Annotated in this window: 14 protein-coding genes; 10 read left to right on the forward strand and 4 right to left on the reverse strand. The window is 73.9% G+C overall.

The window, feature by feature from the left end; all coding sequences use genetic code 11:
• Positions 1-14: 14 nt before the first annotated feature.
• Positions 15-2,486: a RelA/SpoT family protein gene (locus CRP39_RS04860; protein ID WP_097204793.1), complete on the forward strand. Its 2,472-nt coding sequence runs from the start codon at positions 15-17 to the stop codon at positions 2,484-2,486.
• Between the two features lie 162 nt (positions 2,487-2,648).
• On the opposite strand, the gene CRP39_RS04865 is transcribed toward CRP39_RS04860, so the two are convergent.
• Together CRP39_RS04865 and CRP39_RS26660 are read right to left on the reverse strand one after the other, a co-directional pair.
• Positions 2,649-3,368, reverse strand: coding sequence for a peptidylprolyl isomerase (locus tag CRP39_RS04865; RefSeq protein WP_097204795.1), 720 nt, complete (start codon positions 3,366-3,368; stop codon positions 2,649-2,651).
• The gene (locus tag CRP39_RS26660; RefSeq protein ID WP_097204797.1) at positions 3,365-4,207 is read right to left on the reverse strand and encodes a peptidylprolyl isomerase; all 843 of its coding nucleotides are present in this window, start codon (positions 4,205-4,207) and stop codon (positions 3,365-3,367) included. The genes CRP39_RS04865 and CRP39_RS26660 overlap by 4 nt, the downstream gene beginning before the upstream one ends.
• A 166-nt stretch (positions 4,208-4,373) precedes the next feature.
• Here CRP39_RS26660 and CRP39_RS04875 point away from each other — a divergent pair, with 166 nt between their 5' ends.
• The 5 genes from CRP39_RS04875 (at position 4,374) to CRP39_RS04895 (ending at position 10,409) form a co-directional block, all read left to right on the forward strand.
• Positions 4,374-5,069: an MBL fold metallo-hydrolase gene (locus CRP39_RS04875; protein WP_097204798.1), complete on the forward strand. Its 696-nt coding sequence runs from the start codon at positions 4,374-4,376 to the stop codon at positions 5,067-5,069.
• Positions 5,070-5,136: 67 nt separating this feature from the next.
• A complete protein-coding gene (hisS, locus tag CRP39_RS04880; protein WP_097204800.1) occupies positions 5,137-6,417 on the forward strand; it encodes a histidine--tRNA ligase in 1,281 nt (426 codons plus the stop codon).
• Positions 6,418-6,490: 73 nt separating this feature from the next.
• Positions 6,491-7,471, forward strand: coding sequence for an aldo/keto reductase (locus CRP39_RS04885; protein WP_172442305.1), 981 nt, complete (start codon positions 6,491-6,493; stop codon positions 7,469-7,471).
• 26 nt (positions 7,472-7,497) lie between these two features.
• The gene (gene aspS / locus CRP39_RS04890) at positions 7,498-9,285 is read left to right on the forward strand and encodes an aspartate--tRNA ligase (RefSeq protein WP_097204803.1); all 1,788 of its coding nucleotides are present in this window, start codon (positions 7,498-7,500) and stop codon (positions 9,283-9,285) included.
• 32 nt (positions 9,286-9,317) lie between these two features.
• On the forward strand, positions 9,318-10,409 hold the full coding sequence (locus CRP39_RS04895) for a pyridoxal-phosphate-dependent aminotransferase family protein (RefSeq protein WP_097204804.1): 1,092 nt from the start codon (positions 9,318-9,320) through the stop codon (positions 10,407-10,409).
• 82 nt (positions 10,410-10,491) lie between these two features.
• Here the strand turns inward: CRP39_RS04895 and CRP39_RS04900 are convergent, their stop codons facing one another.
• Positions 10,492-11,364 (reverse strand): DUF559 domain-containing protein, encoded by an 873-nt coding sequence (locus CRP39_RS04900; RefSeq protein WP_097205178.1) that lies wholly within the window; start codon positions 11,362-11,364, stop codon positions 10,492-10,494.
• Between the two features lie 165 nt (positions 11,365-11,529).
• On the reverse strand, positions 11,530-12,387 hold the full coding sequence (locus CRP39_RS04905; RefSeq protein WP_097204806.1) for an aldo/keto reductase: 858 nt from the start codon (positions 12,385-12,387) through the stop codon (positions 11,530-11,532).
• A gap of 195 nt (positions 12,388-12,582) precedes the next feature.
• Between CRP39_RS04905 and CRP39_RS04910 the strand changes: the two genes are divergently transcribed.
• From CRP39_RS04910 to alaS, 4 genes are all read left to right on the forward strand, one after another.
• Entirely contained in the window at positions 12,583-13,917 is a 1,335-nt protein-coding gene (locus CRP39_RS04910) for a replication-associated recombination protein A (protein WP_097204807.1), read from the forward strand.
• 137 nt (positions 13,918-14,054) lie between these two features.
• Positions 14,055-14,480: a DUF948 domain-containing protein gene (locus tag CRP39_RS04915; RefSeq protein WP_097204809.1), complete on the forward strand. Its 426-nt coding sequence runs from the start codon at positions 14,055-14,057 to the stop codon at positions 14,478-14,480.
• The gene (locus CRP39_RS04920; RefSeq protein ID WP_097204810.1) at positions 14,480-14,764 is read left to right on the forward strand and encodes a hypothetical protein; all 285 of its coding nucleotides are present in this window, start codon (positions 14,480-14,482) and stop codon (positions 14,762-14,764) included. Before CRP39_RS04915 ends, CRP39_RS04920 begins: the two co-directional genes overlap by 1 nt.
• A gap of 60 nt (positions 14,765-14,824) precedes the next feature.
• Entirely contained in the window at positions 14,825-17,518 is a 2,694-nt protein-coding gene (gene alaS / locus CRP39_RS04925) for an alanine--tRNA ligase (protein WP_097204813.1), read from the forward strand.
• Positions 17,519-17,522 lie beyond the last annotated feature (4 nt).

Below are 17,522 nucleotides of genomic sequence, written 5' to 3' on the forward strand. Positions count from 1 at the left end.
CTGCAGGAGTCGCCATGGGCCCCGACGCCGCCACCAACGTGGCTGCTCCACGGGCTGACGCCCCGGCGCTCCCCGCCGGCACGGGGACACCGCCTCCGCCGGACACGACGGCGCCCGGCGCGGAGAAGCGCCCGCCGCTGCCCAGCCGCCCGGCCGTCCGCCGTCCCGACGACGTCGGGTCCGAGCCGCCGGGGGAGAACGACCCGCCGGGCGTACCGAAGCGGCGGGTCCGCGACCGGCTGGCCCGCCGGATCGTGGCCGGGCAGCGCAGCGGCGTGGTTCGGCCCGTCCTCGAGCCGCTCGCCGCCCTGCACCGGCAGAGCCACCCCAAGGCCGACCTCGCCCTGCTGCAGCGCGCGTACGACGTCGCCGAGAGCGCGCACGCGACGCAGAAGCGCAAGAGCGGTGACCCCTACATCACCCACCCGCTGGCGGTCGCGACCGTCCTGGCCGGACTCGGCATGGACACCACCACGCTGGTCGCCGCGCTGCTGCACGACACCGTGGAGGACACCGGCCAGACCGTGGAGTCCATCACCGAGGCGTTCGGCCCGGAGGTGGCGCACCTGGTCGACGGCGTCACCAAGATCGACCGCGTCAAGCTGGGGGACGCCGCCCAGGCCGAGACGATCCGCAAGATGATCGTCGCGATGGCCCGCGACCCGCGGGTGCTGGTCATCAAGCTGGCCGACCGGCTGCACAACATGCGCACGCTGCGTTTCCTCCCGCCGGAGAAGCAGGAGAAGAAGGCGCGCGAGACGCTGGAGATCCTCGCCCCGCTGGCGCACCGGCTGGGCATGAACACCATCAAGTGGGAGCTCGAGGACCTCGCGTTCGCCACCCTGTACCCCAAGCGCTACGACGAGATCGTGCGGCTGGTGGCCGAGCGCGCGCCGTCTCGCGACACCTACCTGGCCGAGGTCACCTCCGCGGTGACCGAGCAGCTCAAGGCGGCGAACATCGAGGCGGTCGTCACCGGCCGGCCCAAGCACTACTACTCGATCTACCAGAAGATGATCGTCCGCGGCCGCGACTTCGCCGACATCTGGGACCTCGTCGGCATCCGGATCCTGGTCGACTCGGTCCGCGACTGCTACGCCGCGCTGGGCATCATGCACGCGCACTGGCAGCCGGTACCGGGCCGGTTCAAGGACTTCATCGCGATGCCGAAGTTCAACATGTACCAGTCGCTGCACACGACGGTCATCGGCCCGCAGGGCAAGCCGGTGGAGCTGCAGATCCGCACCCACGACATGCACCGCACCGCCGAGTACGGCATCGCCGCGCACTGGAAGTACAAGGAGAAGGCGCGGGCCGGCGGCCGGCCGATGCCCGGTGAGTTCGGCGCCAGCAAGGCCGGCTCGCCCGACGACATGCTGTGGCTGCGCCAGCTGCTGGACTGGCAGCGCGAGGCGCAGGAGCCCGGCGAGTTCCTGGAGACGCTGCGCTACGACCTCGGTCCGCAGGAGGTCTTCGTCTTCACGCCCAAGGGTGACGTGGTCAGCCTGCCCGGGGAGTCGACCCCGGTGGACTTCGCGTACGCGGTGCACACCGAGGTCGGCCACCGCTGCATCGGTGCCCGCGTCAACGGCGCCCTGGTGTCGCTGGACAGCAAGCTCACCAACGGCGACGTCGTCGAGATCTTCACGTCCAAGTCGCCGATGGCCGGCCCGTCGAAGGACTGGCTGTCCTTCGTCGGCTCGTCGCGGGCGCGGACCAAGATCCGGCAGTGGTTCACCAAGGAGCGCCGCGAGGACGCCGTCGAGGCCGGCAAGGAGGCGCTGACCCGGGCGATGCGCAAGGCGGGGCTCCCGCTGCAACGGCTGCTCGGCGGCGAGGCGCTGTCCACCCTGGCCAAGGACCTCCGCTACGCCGACGTCACCGCCCTGTACGCCGCGGTGGGGGAGAACCAGCTCTCGGCCGCGTCGGTGGTCGAGAAGCTGATCGCCGCCCTGGGCGGCACCGAGGGCGCGGTCGAGGACATCGCCGAGACGGCCATCCCGACCCGGCGTCCGGTGCACCGGCGCCCGGCCGGCGGGGACCCCGGCATCGTCGTCCACGGCATGACCGACGTCTGGGCCAAGCTCGCCAAGTGTTGCACCCCGGTGCCGGGGGACGACGTCCTCGGGTTCGTCACCCGCGGTGGCGGCGTGAGCGTGCACCGCACCGACTGCACCAACGCCGAGGACCTCAAGCGCAAGCCTGAACGTCTGGTCGAGGTCGAGTGGGCCAGCCAGCCGGGGTCGGTCTTCCTGGTGGCCATCCAGGTGGAGGCGCTGGACCGGCACCGGCTGCTGTCGGACGTGACCAAGGCGCTGGCCGACGAGCGGGTCAACATCCTCTCGGCGTCGGTGCAGACCAGCCGCGACCGGGTGGCGGTCAGCCGCTTCACCTTCGAGCTGGCCGACCCGGCGCACCTGGGCGCGGTCCTGCAGACGGTGCGCAACGTGGACGGCGTCTTCGACGTCGAGCGCGTCACCGCCTGAGAGCGGCCACGATCAGGTGACCCGATCGTGGCGCGTCCACCTCGCCGTGGGCGGTGCGGGAGGGCGCGCGGCGGTGGGGGGACGCCGCTCAGGCGGGGGCGGTCTCGGCCGGGGAGGCCGGGTTCTCGCAGGGCGCTCCGGGTTCCGGCCCGCGGCGCGCCCTCACGCCACGGTCATCGACTCGATGGTGACCGGCACGCTCGGGGCGCCACCGCCCGGGCTGGGGTCCATCGAGCCGTCGTTGCCGTTGGCCGCGACGACGTCGAGCACCGCCAGGCCGGCGTCGTCCACGGTGCCGACGACGGTGTAGTCCGGCGGGAGCTGGCTGTCACCCCAGACGAGGAAGAACTGGCTGCCGTCGACACCCTGCCCGCTGTTGGCCATCGCGACGGTGCCGCGCGGGTAGGTCTCCTCACCGGTGACCTCCGTGGGGGAGGTGTAGGTCGGGCCGCCGGCGCCGGTGCCGGTCGGGTCGCCGCACTGCAGCACCTGCAGGCCCGGGCTGTCGACCTCCCGGTGGCAGGGGGAGTCGTCGAAGAACCCCGCCTCGGTCAGGTGCGCCAGGCTGGCCGCCGCGCACGGCGTGGCCTCCTGGTCGAGGGTGAGGGTCAGCTCGCCGAGGTTGGTCGTCATGAGCAGGTCGGTGGTGCCCTCGGTGGGGACCTCCTCGGGCGGGGTGTCGACCTCGATGAGGTAGGGGTTGGCCGTCGAGCCGGCTTCCCACTCGCAGGTCGTCGTCCCCGAAGCCGTCGAGTCCCCGCCGGAGGCGCCGCCGGAGCCGGACCCGGCGGAGGACGCCGCGCCCGGGTCGTCGCCCGAGCACGCGGCGAGGGCGAGCAGCGCCCCCGCGAGCGCACCGGCGACGCGCAGCCGAGCGGTCACGCGACCACGGTCATCGACTCGATGGTCACCGGGACGTTCGGGGCGCCACCGCCGGGGTTGGGCTCCATCGACCCGTCGTTGCCGGCGGCCGCGATCTGGTCGAGGACGGCCAGGCCGGCCTCGTCGACGGTGCCGACGACGGTGTAGTCGGGGGACAGCTGCGAGTCGGTGAAGACGAGGAAGAACTGGCTGCCGGTCGAGCCCGGGGCGCCGCTGTTGGCCATGGCGATGGCGCCGCGCGGGTAGGTCGTCTCCGGCGTGACCTCCTCGGCGAACTTGTAGGTCGGGCCGCCCTGGCCGGTGCCGGTGGGGTCACCGCACTGCAGGACGCCGAAGGCCTCGCCGTTGACCATGCGGTGGCACGGGCTGCCGTCGAAGAACTGCTGCTGCGCCAGGTGGGTGAAGCTCGCCGCGGCGCACGGGGCCTTCGCCCGGTCCAGCGTGAGGGTGACGTCGCCCTGCGAGGTGCTCATCAGCAGGGTGCCGGTGCCCTGGGTCGGCGTCGCCTCGGGGGTGGGCGGGGTGCCGACGTCGACGAGGTTCGGGTTGCCCGACTCGTCGGGGGCGTAGGTGCAGTTCACGGTGCCGTCGGCGTTGGTCGTGGCGGCCGCGGAGCTGCTCGTGGGCGCCGACGCCGTCGGGTCGGCGGCGGTGTCGTCGGTGTCGTCGCCGCCGGTGCCGGTGATCAGCCAGACGGCGCCGATCACCAGGAGCACGGCGACCGTGGTGGCCCCGATCAGCAGGTTGCGACGGCGCTTGCGGGCCAGCTCGGCGCGACGCTCGAGTTGGCGCTGCAGACGCCGCTGGGCGGCCTGCCGCCGCTGCTTGTTGCTCGGCACGGGTCGGACTCCTCGGAGGGACGGCTGCTGCGGCGGGGCGCGGGGGCACGGCCCGGCGCGCGCCCACGCACCGCTGGTCGGTGGGCGAGTCTAGGTGGCGGACCTGAGCGATCCCCGTCAACGGGAAGCCGCGGAGCGGCGCGGGCCCCCCGCGTAACCTGCACGGGTGCTCATCCGCTCGTTCCCCGCCGGCGCGTTCGGCACCAACTGCTACGCGGTCGCCACCGGCCCCCGGCAGGAGTGCGTGGTCGTCGACCCCGGGATGGACGCCGTCGAGCCGCTGGCCCGCATGCTGGCCGACGACGGCCTCAAGCCGGTGGCTGTCGTCCTCACCCACGGCCACCTCGACCACACCTTCTCGGTGCTGCCGGTCTGCGACGGCTACGACATCCCCGCCTACCTGCACCCGCAGGACTCCGGCATGCTCGCCGACCCGGTGGCCTGGCACGGGCCGCAGCTGGCCCCGCTGATCAGCGGCGTGCGGCTGCCGGACCCCTCCGACGTGCTGCCGCTGGACGACGGCGCCGTCCTGTCCCTGGCCGGGGTGGAGCTGACCGTCCGGCACGCCCCCGGGCACACCCAGGGGTCGGTGGTGTTCTCCCTCGACCTCGGCGAGGTCCCGGGCCTGCTGGCCGGCGACGTCCTCTTCGCCGGCTCGGTGGGCCGGGTGGACCTGCCCGGCGGGTCGTGGGAGGCGATGCTGGGCTCCCTGCGCGACGTCGTCCTGCCGCTCGACGACGAGACGGTGGTGCTGCCCGGTCACGGCCCGGCGACGACGATCGGCCGGGAGCGGGCGACCAACCCCTACCTCGCCGAGGCGGCTGTGGGTGCCGGCCCGGCCCCGAAGGGGCGCGGGCTGTGACGGCGACGGGCGTGGGAGCACCGGCGACCGGGGAGCGGATCGGGTCCGGAGCCGGACGGAGGGCAGCGTGAGCGGGCTGACCGCGCCGAAGGGGACGTTCGACACCCTGCCGCCGGAGTCGGCGCGCTTCCTCGCCGTGCGGGACACCCTGACCGCACCGCTGCGGCGGGCCGGGTACGGCTACGTCGAGACGCCGGTGTTCGAGGAGACCGCCGTGTTCTCCCGCGGGGTGGGGGAGTCCACCGACGTCGTGACGAAGGAGATGTACACCTTCGAGGACCGCGGGGGCCGCTCGCTGACCCTGCGCCCGGAGCTCACCGCCGGGCTCATGCGGGCGTTCATCGAGCACCGGCTGCACACCGGTGCGCTGCCGGTCAAGCTGTGGACCGTCGGCTCGGCGTTCCGCTACGAGCGCCCGCAGGCCGGCCGCTACCGGCACTTCACGCAGGTGGACATGGAGGCCCTCGGCCTCGACGACCCGGCGCTGGACGCCGAGGTGGTGGCGCTGGGGGTGCAGGGCTTCCGCGACCTGGGGCTGACCGACTTCGAGCTGCTACTCACCTCGCTGGGCGACGCCACCTGCCGGCCGCAGTACCGCGAGCTGCTGGTGAGCTACCTGGACACGCTCGACCTGGACGAGGAGACCCGGCGGCGGGCGGAGATCAACCCGCTGCGGGTGCTCGACGACAAGCGGCCCGAGGTGCAGGCGCAGCTCGACGACGCCCCGCTGATGGCCGACCACCTCTCGGACTCGACCCGGGCCCACTACGACGCCGTCCGCCAGCACCTGACCGACCTGGGCGTCACCTGGACCGAGGCCCCGAAGCTGGTGCGCGGGCTGGACTACTACACGAAGACGACCTTCGAGTTCGTGCACAACGGCCTGGGCGCGCAGTCGGCGATCGGTGGCGGGGGTCGCTACGACGGGCTGTCGGCGGCGCTCGGCGGCCCGGACGTGTCGGGCATCGGCTACGCGGTCGGCGTGGACCGGACGCTGCTGGCGGTGCAGGCCGAGGGCCTGGACATCGGTGCCACCGCGGGGGTCCAGGCGTTCGTCGTCCCGCTGGGCGCCGAGGCCAAGCGGCTGGCGGTGCGCCTGGTGGGGCAGCTGCGGGAGGCCGGGATCTCGGCGGACACCGTCTACGGCGACCGCGGTCTCAAGGGCGCCATGAAGGCCGCCGACCGGTCGGGCGCCTCGCACGCGGTCGTCATCGGTGACCGGGACCTCGCCGAGGGCGTCGGCCAGCTCAAGGACCTGCGCACCGGCGAGCAGGCCGCCGTCCCGGTGGCCGACCTGTTCGATGCGCTGAAGCGTGCGACGGTGGACGTGCGAGAGACGCGCGAGTGAGCATCGCAGCGAGCGCCGGCGAGCGAGGAGCGGAGCGAGTGCGGAGCCGAACGAAGGGCAGGGTGTGAGTTCGATGGAGCAGCGGCCGCTGGGCCGGACGGGCGCCGACGTCAGCGTCGTCGGACTCGGCACGTGGCAGCTGGGCGGGGACTGGGGGGACGTCGACGACGACGCCGCAGCCGACGTCCTCGACGCCGCGCTCGACGCCGGCGTGACGCTGCTGGACACCGCCGACGTCTACGGCGACGGACGCTCGGAGGAGCGGATCCGGAGGGCGCTCGCCGCCCGGTCGGACCGCCCGTTCGTCGCCACCAAGGCCGGCCGCCGCGCCGACCCCTTCGAGGCCGCCCAGTACACGCCCGCGAACCTGCGGGCCTGGATCGACCGCTCCCGCCGCACCCTCGGCGTCGAGACCCTCGACCTGGTCCAGCTGCACTGCCCGCCGCCGGCGGTGTACTCCGACCAGCGGGTCTACGACACCCTCGACGCCCTGGTCGAGGAGCAGGCGATCGCCGCCTACGGCGTCTCGGTGGAGACCGTCGCGGAGGGGCTGACCGCCCTGGAGCACCCCGGCGTCGCCACCGTCCAGGTGATCCTCAACGTCTTCCGGCGCAAGCCGCTGGAGGAGCTGCTGCCCGCGGCAGCGAAGGCCGGCGTCGGCGTCCTCGCCCGCGTGCCCCTGGCCAGCGGCCTGCTGACCGGCAAGTACGACGAGTCGACGACGTTCCCGGCCGACGACCACCGGAACTTCAACCGCAACGGCGAGGCCTTCGACGTCGGCGAGACGTTCTCCGGCGTGCCCTTCGAGGTCGGCGTCGCCGCTGCCCGGGAGGTCGCCGAGATCGCCGGCGACGCCCCGACGGCGGCGTTCGCGCTGCGCTGGGTGATCGACCAGCCCGGCGTCACCACCGTCATCCCCGGTGCGCGCACCGTCGAGCAGGTCCGCGGCAACGTCGCCGCCGCCTCGCTCGCCCCCCTGACCGATGCCCAGCTGGCCGATCTCGAGCGCGTGTACGACGAGCGCATCCGCGCCCACGTGCACGACCGCTGGTAGTCACCCCTCCCCGAAAGGCTCTCCCAGTGCTCCGCACCCACGACGCCGGCACGCTGCGCGCGTCCGACGCCGGCTCCACCGTCACCCTCGCCGGCTGGGTCGCCCGCCGCCGCGACCACGGCGGGGTCGTCTTCGTCGACCTGCGGGACGCCTCCGGCTACGTGCAGGTCGTCGTCCGCGAGGAGGAGGCGCACGCCCTCCGCAACGAGTTCTGCGTCCTGGTCACCGGTGAGGTGCGCCGCCGGCCGGAGGGCAACGAGAACCCGGAGCTGCCCACCGGCGAGATCGAGGTGGCCGCCGCCGAGCTGCGGGTGCTGTCGACCGCGGACCCGCTGCCGTTCCCGATCGAGACCGACCAGGCGGCGTCCGACGACGTCCGCTACCGGTACCGCTACCTGGACCTGCGGCGGCAGGGTCCGGCGCAGACGCTGCGGCTGCGCAGCGAGATCAACCGGGTCGCCCGCGGGGTGATGGCCCAGCACGGCTTCGTCGAGGTCGAGACGCCCAACCTCACCCGCTCCACGCCCGAGGGCGCGCGTGACTTCGTCGTCCCCGTCCGGCTGCAGCCGGGCAAGTGGTACGCGCTGCCGCAGTCGCCGCAGCTGTTCAAGCAGCTGCTGATGATCGGCGGCCTGGAGCGCTACTACCAGATCGCGCGCTGCTTCCGGGACGAGGACTTCCGCGCCGACCGCCAGCCGGAGTTCACCCAGCTCGACTTCGAGATGAGCTTCGTCGAGCGCGACGACGTCCTGGCCGTCGTCGAGGACGTCGTCCGGGCACTGTGGCGGCAGCTGGCCTCCCACGAGGTCGGCGAGATCCCGCGGATGAGCTACCGCGAGGCGATGGACCGGTTCGGCTCCGACAAGCCCGACCTCCGGTTCGGTGTCGAGCTCACCGAGCTGACGTCGTACTTCGCCGACACCCCGTTCCGCGTCTTCCAGGCGCCCTACGTCGGCGCGGTGGTCATGCCCGGCGGCGGGTCGCAGCCGCGGCGGGCGTTCGACGCCTGGCAGGACTGGGCGAAGTCCCGCGGCGCACGCGGGCTGGCCTACGTGACCATCGCCGAGGACGGCACGCTCGGTGGCCCGGTGGCCAAGAACATCTCCGAGGCCGAGCGCGAGGGCCTCGTGGCCGCGGTCGGCGCGAAGTCCGGGGACTGCGTCTTCTTCGCCGCGGGCCAGCGTCGTTCCTCGCAGGAGCTGCTCGGCGCGGCCCGCAACGAGATCGCCCGCCGGCTGGAGCTGATCGAGCCGGGCACCTGGTCGTTCCTGTTCGTCGTCGACTTCCCGATGTTCGAGGAGACCGAGGACGGCGAGTGGACGTTCATGCACCACCCCTTCACCTCGCCCACCCCCGAGTGGCGGGAGCGGTTCGCCGAGGACAAGGGGGCCGCCCTCTCCGACGCCTACGACCTGGTGGTGAACGGCAACGAACTGGCCAGCGGTTCGGTGCGTATCCACGACGCCGAGCTGCAGGAGCGGGTGTTCGAGACCCTCGGCATGTCCCGCGAGGAGGCCCGCGAGCGGTTCGGGTTCTTCCTCGAGGCGTTCGCCTACGGCCCGCCGCCGCACGCCGGAGCCGCCCTCGGCTGGGACCGGCTGACCGCGCTGCTGGCCGGCGTCGAGTCGATCCGCGAGGTCATCGCCTTCCCCAAGACCGGAGCCGGCTTCGACCCGCTCACCGGCGCGCCGACGCCGATCACCGAGGCCCAGCGCAAGGAGGCCGGCATCGACGTGGAGCCGGAGGAGCCGCCGCTGCCCGCGGAGCCGGGCGCACCGGGGCCCGCGTCGACCGACGTGACCATCCGGCCATAACGCCGGTCACGGGCCGCCGGTAGGTTGCGGGCATGCCGTTGCGTGCCCGCACCCTGCTCGGTCCCGGACCCTCCAACCCCTATCCGGAGGCGACGGTCGCCCTGGCCCAGCCGCTGCTGGGCCACCTCGACCCGGTCTTCCTGGGCATCCTCGACGAGACCTCCGACCGGCTGCGCCAGGTCTTCGGGACGGCCAACCGGCGGACCCTCCCGCTCTCTGCGACCGGCTCGGCCGGCATGGAGGCCGCCTTCGTCAACACCGTGGGCCCCGGCGACGTCGTCGTGGTGGCGGTGAACGGGTTGTTCGGCGAGCGGATGGTCGACGTCGCCTCGCGCTGCGGCGCCGAGGTCGTACGGGTGGAGCACGAGTGGGGCCAGCCGGTCGACGTCGACCGGGTGCTGGCCGCGCACCCGTCGCCGAAGCTGATCGCCGCCGTCCACGCGGAGACCTCCACCGGCGTCCGCTCGGACCTCGCGCCGCTGGCCGCCGGCAAGGGCGACGCGCTGCTGCTGGCCGACTGCGTCACCTCGCTCGGCGGCATCCCGGTGCAGCTGGACGAGTGGGGGGTCGACCTCGCCTACTCCGGCTCGCAGAAGTGCCTCGGCGTGGCCCCCGGGCTGGCGCCGTTCACGATCAACGATCGGGCCTGGGCGCGGCGCATCGAGAAGCCGCGCAGCTGGTACCTCGACCTCGGCATGCTGGGTGGGTACGCGGGCGAGGCCGCCGGCTCCGGTGGCCGCACCTACCACCACACGGCGCCGACCGGGATGGTCGTGTCGCTGCACGCGGGGCTCGGCCGCGTCCTGGAGGAGGGGCTGGACGCCGTCCACGCCCGGCACGCCGAGGCCGGCCGGCTGCTGCACGAGGGTCTGCAGGAGATGGGCCTGGAGCTCTTCGCCGCCGAGGGGTACCGGCTGCCCGAGCTGACCACGGTCCGCGTGCCCGACGGCGTGGACTCCGCCGCGGTGCGCAAGGAGCTGCTCGAGCGCTACGACCTGGAGATCGGCGGCGGCGTCGGTGCGTACGCGGCGTCGGTGTGGCGGATCGGCCTCATGGGCCACAACGCCCGCCCGGACACCGTCACCCTGGTGCTGGCGGCCCTGCGCGAGGTCCTCGGCCGCTGAGGGGTCGGTCGCTGCGCTGCTGCAGTTGATCATCGGCGGGTGGTGGCCCGGTCCGGCGTGTCGTACGACCAGCCGCCGGTGATCAACTCGCGGCGGGATGCCAGCCGCGGCTCGTCAGCGCCCGGCGCGTGCGGTCGACCACGAGTCGTGGACCCCCGACGTGCCCGGCGGCGAACCGGAGCACCAGCCATCCGTCGGCGGCCATGAGGGAGTACCGGTCGACGTCCCGGCCGAACTGCTCCCGATCCGCGTGCTGTCGCCCCTCGTACTCCAGCAACACCTTCCAGTGCTCGTAGCCGAGGTCGCCGTGTGCGACGACCCGACCCCACCGGTCACGGACGGGCACCTGGGGCTGCGGGTCGGGCAGGTCGCTGCGGACCAGCCAGTAGCGCATGAGGCTCTCCGGACGCGACATGGCCAGGGAGGACAGGAGGGGAGCGCACTCCCGCGCCCGCACCACGCCGCGGACCCGGTGTGCACGGGCGAGCCGCTCATCGAGCCGATCAGTGGAGACGTGTCCGGCCCGGAGCAACGCGTCGCCGACCGCCACGAGGTCCCAGGGCCACAGCTCGCCGGCCAGGTCGAGGAAGGCCTGGGCGCCGGAGGTCACCCGCAGACCCCGGTGCACCGTGACGTCGTCGTCGGCCAGCCGGCGGGTGTGGACCACGAGGTCGGCGCGTTGCGGGAGGACCCGACGAGGGGTCAGGGCGACGTGCGGCAAGGGCGCGGGGTCGACCGGGGCGTCGAGGACCTCCGCCGCCGTGGCGTGGCTGAACGCGGCGTCCGGCGGCAGCGCATCGGCGAGCAGCCGCAGCCGCTCGTGCTGGTGGACCGCGTCGTCCAGCTGTACGTAGAGGTCGTGCGACAGCCGGACGAAGCGGGTGCTGCGGAGGGTGGCGCGGGAGATGCCTGCGGCACGGGCGGCCGCCGTGGTCCACGTGGGAGGGAGGGTCACCGTCCGCACGCTGGCCGCCGCACCCCTGGACCGGGGCGGCCCCGCAGGATCTGTGGAGGGCCGTTCCGCCTGTGGACCCGCCCCGCCCTCGGTTGATCATCGTCAGCTGGTCGCCGGACACGCCGGTCGGGGCAGCCACCTGGCGATGATCAACGGGGCGCACGGTCAGCCGTTCAACCGGGTGAGCTGTTCAGGGGTGAGCTGCAGGTCGGCCGCGGCCGCGGAGTCGACGATGGACGCCGGCCGGGACGCCCCGGGGATGGGGACAACGGCGTCGGACTGCGCGAGGTGCCACGCCACGGTCACCCGGTACACCGAGACGTCCAGCTCCTGCGCGACCTCGGCGAACGCCGGCGCGGTCGCGTCCAGGGAGCCGGCCGCCGACACCCCGCCGAAGGGACTCCACGGCAGGAAGGCCAACCCGTGGTCGGCGCAGTGGGCGAGCTCGTCGGCGGAGTACCGCCAGCCGGGGGAGAACTGGTTCTGCACGCTGACCAGCGCCGGCCCGACGATGGAGCGCGCGACGTCGATCTGCGCGACGTCGGCGTTGGAGATGCCCACCATCCGCACCAGGCCGTCGTCGGCGAGGGCCCGCAGCGCGCCCATCGACTCCTCCCACGGCGTCGCCGGGTCCGGCCGGTGGAACTGGTAGAGGCCGATCGCGTCGACGCCGAGCCGCCGCAGGGACGCCTCGCAGGCCTTCCGCAGGTACGCCGGCGTCCCGTCGAGCTCCCAGTCGCTGCCGCGGCGGGTGTGGCCGCCCTTGGTCGCGACCAGCACCGACGACGTGTCGCCCCCGTAGGACCTCAGCGCGGCGGCCACGAGCGACTCGTTGTGCCCGAACTCCGCCTCGTCGTGCGCGTAGGCGTCGGCGGTGTCGATGAGGGTCACCCCGGCGTCGAGCGCGGCGTGGACGGTGGCGACGGCGTCGTCGTGGGACGGCCGGTCCTCCTTGCTGGACAGGGGCATGGCCCCGAGCCCGATGGCGCTGACGGTCACGTCTCCGATGCGTCGCTGCTGCACGGGGGTGTCGTGCCCCGCGGGTAGCGTTCGCAAGCGTGAGCGGACAGGGGCGTGAGCATCGCCGGGAGCGCACGAGCCGACAGGACGTGAGCATCGCAGCGAGCTCTGCGAGCGAGGAGCGGAGCGACCGCGGAGGCGAGCCGTGACCCGGCGACAGAGGAGCGGAGCGCCCCGCGGGAGCGGACCGAGGACGCCGTGAGTTCGCTGTTCGACGACCCGGAGGTGGAGGGGGCGGCGGCGGTCGACCCGGGCGCCCCGCTGGCGGTGCGCATGCGGCCGCGGTCGCTGGACGAGGTCGTCGGCCAGCAGCACCTGCTCGGCCCGCGCTCCCCGCTGCGCCGGCTGGTCGAGGCCGACGAGCCGATGTCGCTGGTCCTCTACGGCCCGCCGGGCACCGGCAAGACGACGCTGGCGCACGTCATCTCCCTGGCCACCAAGCGGCAGTTCGTGCAGCTGTCGGCGCTGGACGCCGGGGTCAAGGAGGTCCGCGCGGTCATCGCGGGCGCCAAGCGCGAGCTGACCTACGCCGGCCGGCGCACCGTGTTGTTCATCGACGAGGTCCACCGCTTCTCCAAGACCCAGCAGGACAGCCTGCTGTCCGCCGTCGAGGACCGGATCGTCAGCCTGATCGCCGCCACCACCGAGAACCCGTTCTTCTCCGTGGTGAGCCCGCTGCTGTCCCGCTCCCTGGTCCTCGCCCTGCAGCCGCTGTCCGACGACGACGTCCGCACCGTGCTGCGGCGCGCGCTCACCAGCGACCGCGGCCTCGACGGCGCCGTCACCCTCGCCGAGGAGGCCGAGGAGCACCTGCTCCGGGTCGCCGGCGGCGACGCCCGCAAGGCGCTGACCGCGCTGGAGTCCGGCGCCGGCGCGGCCGTGGCTGCCGGCAGCGAGGCGCTCGACCTCCCCACCCTGGAGACGGCCGTCGCGCAGGCCGCGGTGCGTTACGACCGGCAGGGCGACCAGCACTACGACGTCGCCAGCGCGCTGATCAAGTCCATCCGGGGCAGCGACGTCGACGCCGCGATGCACTACCTGGCCCGGATGGTCGAGGCGGGGGAGGACCCGCGCTTCATCGCCCGCCGGCTGGTCATCTCCGCCAGCGAGGACATCGGCATGGCCGACCCGACGGCGCTGCTCACCGCCGTCGCCGCCGCCGACGCCGTGGCCTTCATCGGCATGCCGGAGGGCCACTTCCCCCTGGCGCAGGCCGTCGCCCACCTGGCCACCGCGCCGAAGTCCAACGCCCTCGCCGTGGCCATCAGCGAGTCGACGGCCGACGTGCGGGCCGGGCTGGCCGGGCCGGTGCCCCCGGGGCTGCGCGACGCCCACTACGCCGGCGCGAAGAAGCTGGGGCACGGCTCGGCCTACCGCTACCCGCACGACGCGCCGGACGGCATCGTCCCGCAGCAGTACCCCCCCGACGCGCTCGTGGGCCGTGACTACTACCGCCCGACCAGCCGCGGCGCCGAGGGCCCGATCGCCGCGCGGCTGGTCAAGCTGCGGGCGATCCTCCGGCGCGGCCGCTGAGCGTCCCGGCGGGGCACGGACGGGCGCCGGGGCCCGCGACTACTGTGACCACGCCGGGCTGACGCCCGCCGGTGCGTGTCCGACGGGTGCGCCCGAAGACGACGAGGACCTCCTCGCCGAGGAACAGGAGACCCCGCGTGTCCGCAGGAGAGTGGGCCGGACTGATCGCAGCCGGCGCCCTGGTGCTGCTGGTGGTGCTGCTCGCCGTCCCGATCCTCAAGGTGGGTCGCACGCTGGACGAGGCGACGCTGACGATCCGCCAGGCCCGGGAGCAGAGCGCCCCGATCCTCAGCCAGGCCTCGACCACGGTCGCGCACGTCAACAGCAACCTCGAGCGGGTCGACGACATCACCGGCAACGCGGCCAACGTCTCCAGCAACGTCGCCGCGCTGAGCAGCGTCGTCGCCGCCACGCTGGGCAGTCCGCTGATCAAGGTGGCCGCCTTCAGCTACGGCGTCCGCAGTGCCGCGAAGAAGAAGCGGGAGGGGCAGGCCCTCGCCGACGCCGCCGCCCGTGACAAGGCCGAGCGCCGCGCTCGCCGTGCCGCCCGGCGGGCCGCCTGATGCGCCGGCTGTTCTGGCTCGCGATGGGCGTCACCATCGGCGCCCTCGTCGTCCGCAAGCTGTCCCGGGCCGCGGAGAAGATGACGCCGCAGGGCATCGCCGGCGCTCTCGTGGAGGGGCTGCGCGAGCTGGCCGACGCGATCGGGGAGTTCGGCGCCGACGTGCGGGCGGCCGCGGCCGAGCGGGAGCAGGAGCTGCGCGCCGGCACCGGCCTGGACGCCCCGCTCCCCACCGGGGAGCAGGTGCAGCTGCCCCGCCGGGGCGCGCACGCCGCCGACCGCTGACCACCTCGCCACCCGCGGGAGGACGCCGCTCCGCCCTCCTCCAGACCCCCGAGTAGGACCATGCAGACCGCCGAGATCCGCCGCCGCTTCCTGGAGCACTTCGCCTCCCGCGGCCACACCGTCGTGCCCAGCGCCTCGCTGGTCTCCCCCGACCCGTCGCTGCTGTTCACCGTCGCCGGCATGGTGCCGTTCATCCCCTACCTGACCGGCCGCGAGCCCGCGCCCTACCCGCGGGCGACCAGCGTGCAGAAGTGCGTGCGCACCCTCGACATCGAGGAGGTGGGCAAGACCACCCGCCACGGCACGTTCTTCCAGATGAACGGCAACTTCTCCTTCGGCGACTACTTCAAGGAGGGGGCGATCCAGCACGCCTGGGACCTGGTCACCGGCCCGGTGGACGACGGCGGGCTCGGCTTCGACCCCGACCGGATCTGGGTCACCGTCTACCTGGACGACGACGAGGCCGCCGAGGCGTGGCACCGGATCGCGGGCCTGCCGATCGAGCGGATCCAGCGGCTGGGCAAGAAGGACAACTACTGGCACACCGGCCAGCCCGGCCCGGGCGGCCCGTGCAGCGAGATCTACTTCGACCGGGGCCCGCAGTTCGGTCCCGACGGCGGCCCGCTGGTCGACACGGCCGGTGACCGGTTCCTGGAGATCTGGAACCTCGTCTTCATGCAGTACGAGCTCACCGACGTCCGGAGCAAGGAGGAGTTCCGGATCGTCGGCGAGCTGCCGAGCAAGAACATCGACACCGGCATGGGCCTGGAGCGGGTGGCCTACCTGCTGCAGGGCGTCGACAACCTCTACGAGATCGACGAGGTCGCCCCGGTGCTGCACCGGGCCGCCGAGATCGCCGGGGTGCGCTACGGCGCCGATCACGAGGCCGACGTCCGGCTGCGGGTCGTGGCCGACCACGTGCGCAGCGGCCTGATGCTCATCGGCGACGGCGTCACCCCCGGCAACGAGGGCCGCGGCTACATCCTGCGTCGCCTGCTGCGCCGCGCCGTCCGCTCGATGAAGCTGCTCGGCGTCGACGAGTCGACCCTGCCCGAGCTGCTGCCCGTCTCCCGGGAGGCGATGAAGGCCAGCTACCCGGAGCTGGAGACCGACTTCGCCCGCATCTCGTCGGTCGCCTACGCGGAGGAGGAGGCGTTCCGGCGCACCCTCACCGCCGGGACGACCCTGTTCGACACTGCCGTCGCCACCGCCAAGCAGGCCGGCGCGCCGACGCTGTCGGGGGAGCAGGCGTTCTCCCTGCACGACACCTACGGCTTCCCGATCGACGTCACCCTCGAGATGGCCGCCGAGCAGGGGGTCGCCGTCGACGAGGAGGGCTTCCGCGCGCTCATGCAGCAGCAGCGCGACCGGGCCCGCGCCGACGCCCGCGCCAAGAAGACCGGCTCGGTCGACGTCCTGGCCTACCGCCGGCTGCTGGCCGACCACGGCCCCACCGACTGGCGCGCCTACGACACCCTGCGCACCGAGTCCCGGGTGCTCGGGGTGGTCTCCGAGCTCACCGACGAGGAGGCCGGGGAGAGCGCCCCGGCGGGCCCGGGTGAGATCACCCGCGTCGTCCTGGACCGCACGCCCTTCTACGCCGAGTCCGGCGGTCAGGTCGCCGACGCAGGCAGCCTGACCTGGGACGGCGGCCGCGCCGAGGTCCTCGACGTGCAGCGGCCGGTCAAGGGCCTGGTCGCCCACCAGGTGCGCGTGCTGGAGGGCGAGCTGCGGGAGGGCGCCGAGCTCGTGGCCGAGGTCGACCGCGAATGGCGGCTGTCGGCCTGCCAGGCGCACTCCGGCACCCACGTGGTGCACGCCGCGCTGCGCCAGGTGCTCGGCCCGCAGGCGCTGCAGTCCGGGTCCTACAACCGTCCCGGGTACCTGCGGCTGGACTTCGCCTGGCAGGGCGCGCTGTCCACGACGCAGCGGCACGACATCGAGGACGTCGCCAACGCCGCCGTGCGCGCCGACCACGCGGTCCGCGCCAGCTACATGACGCTCCCCGAGGCCCGCGCCATCGGCGCCCTGGCCCTGTTCGGGGAGACCTACGGCGAGCAGGTCCGGGTCGTGGAGATCGGCGGCCCGTGGTCGCGGGAGCTCTGCGGCGGCACCCACGTGCGGGGCAGCGCCCAGATCGGCCCGCTCGTGCTGACCGGCGAGTCGTCGGTCGGCTCGGGGTCGCGGCGCGTGGAGGCGGTGGTCGGCCTGGACGGGTTCCGCTACCTCGCCCGCGAGCGCGACCTCGTCCGCCAGCTCGCCGATCTGCTGAAGACGCCCACCGACGGCCTGACCGAGCGGGTCAGCGGCATGCTGGCCCGCCTGCGCGACGTCGACAAGGAGCTCGCCGAGCTGCGCGCCCAGCAGACGCTCGCCGCGGCCGGGGAGCTGGCCGCCGGGGCGAGGGACGTCGCCGGGATCGCGGTGGTCACCGGCGCTCCGGCCGGACTGGGCGGTGCGGACCTGCGCACGCTGGCCCTCGACGTCCGTGGCCGGCTGCCCGGCGACCGGCCGGCCGTGGTGTTGCTGGCGTCGGAGTCGGGGGGCAAGGTGGCTCTCGTGGCGGCCCTCAACCCGGCCGCACAGGAGCGCGGGCTGTCGGCGAACGACGTGCTGCGCGCGGCGGCGGCCCCGGTCGGTGGCCGGGGCGGCGGCAAGACAGACATGGCCCAGGGCGGCGGGACCGACCCCGCCGGGATCCCCGCGGCCCTCCGGGCCGGCGAACAGGCGGTCGCGACCGCCGCAGGGAGGTGACCGA

Source organism: Geodermatophilus sabuli, from assembly GCF_900215145.1.
Classification (GTDB): domain Bacteria; phylum Actinomycetota; class Actinomycetes; order Mycobacteriales; family Geodermatophilaceae; genus Geodermatophilus; species Geodermatophilus sabuli.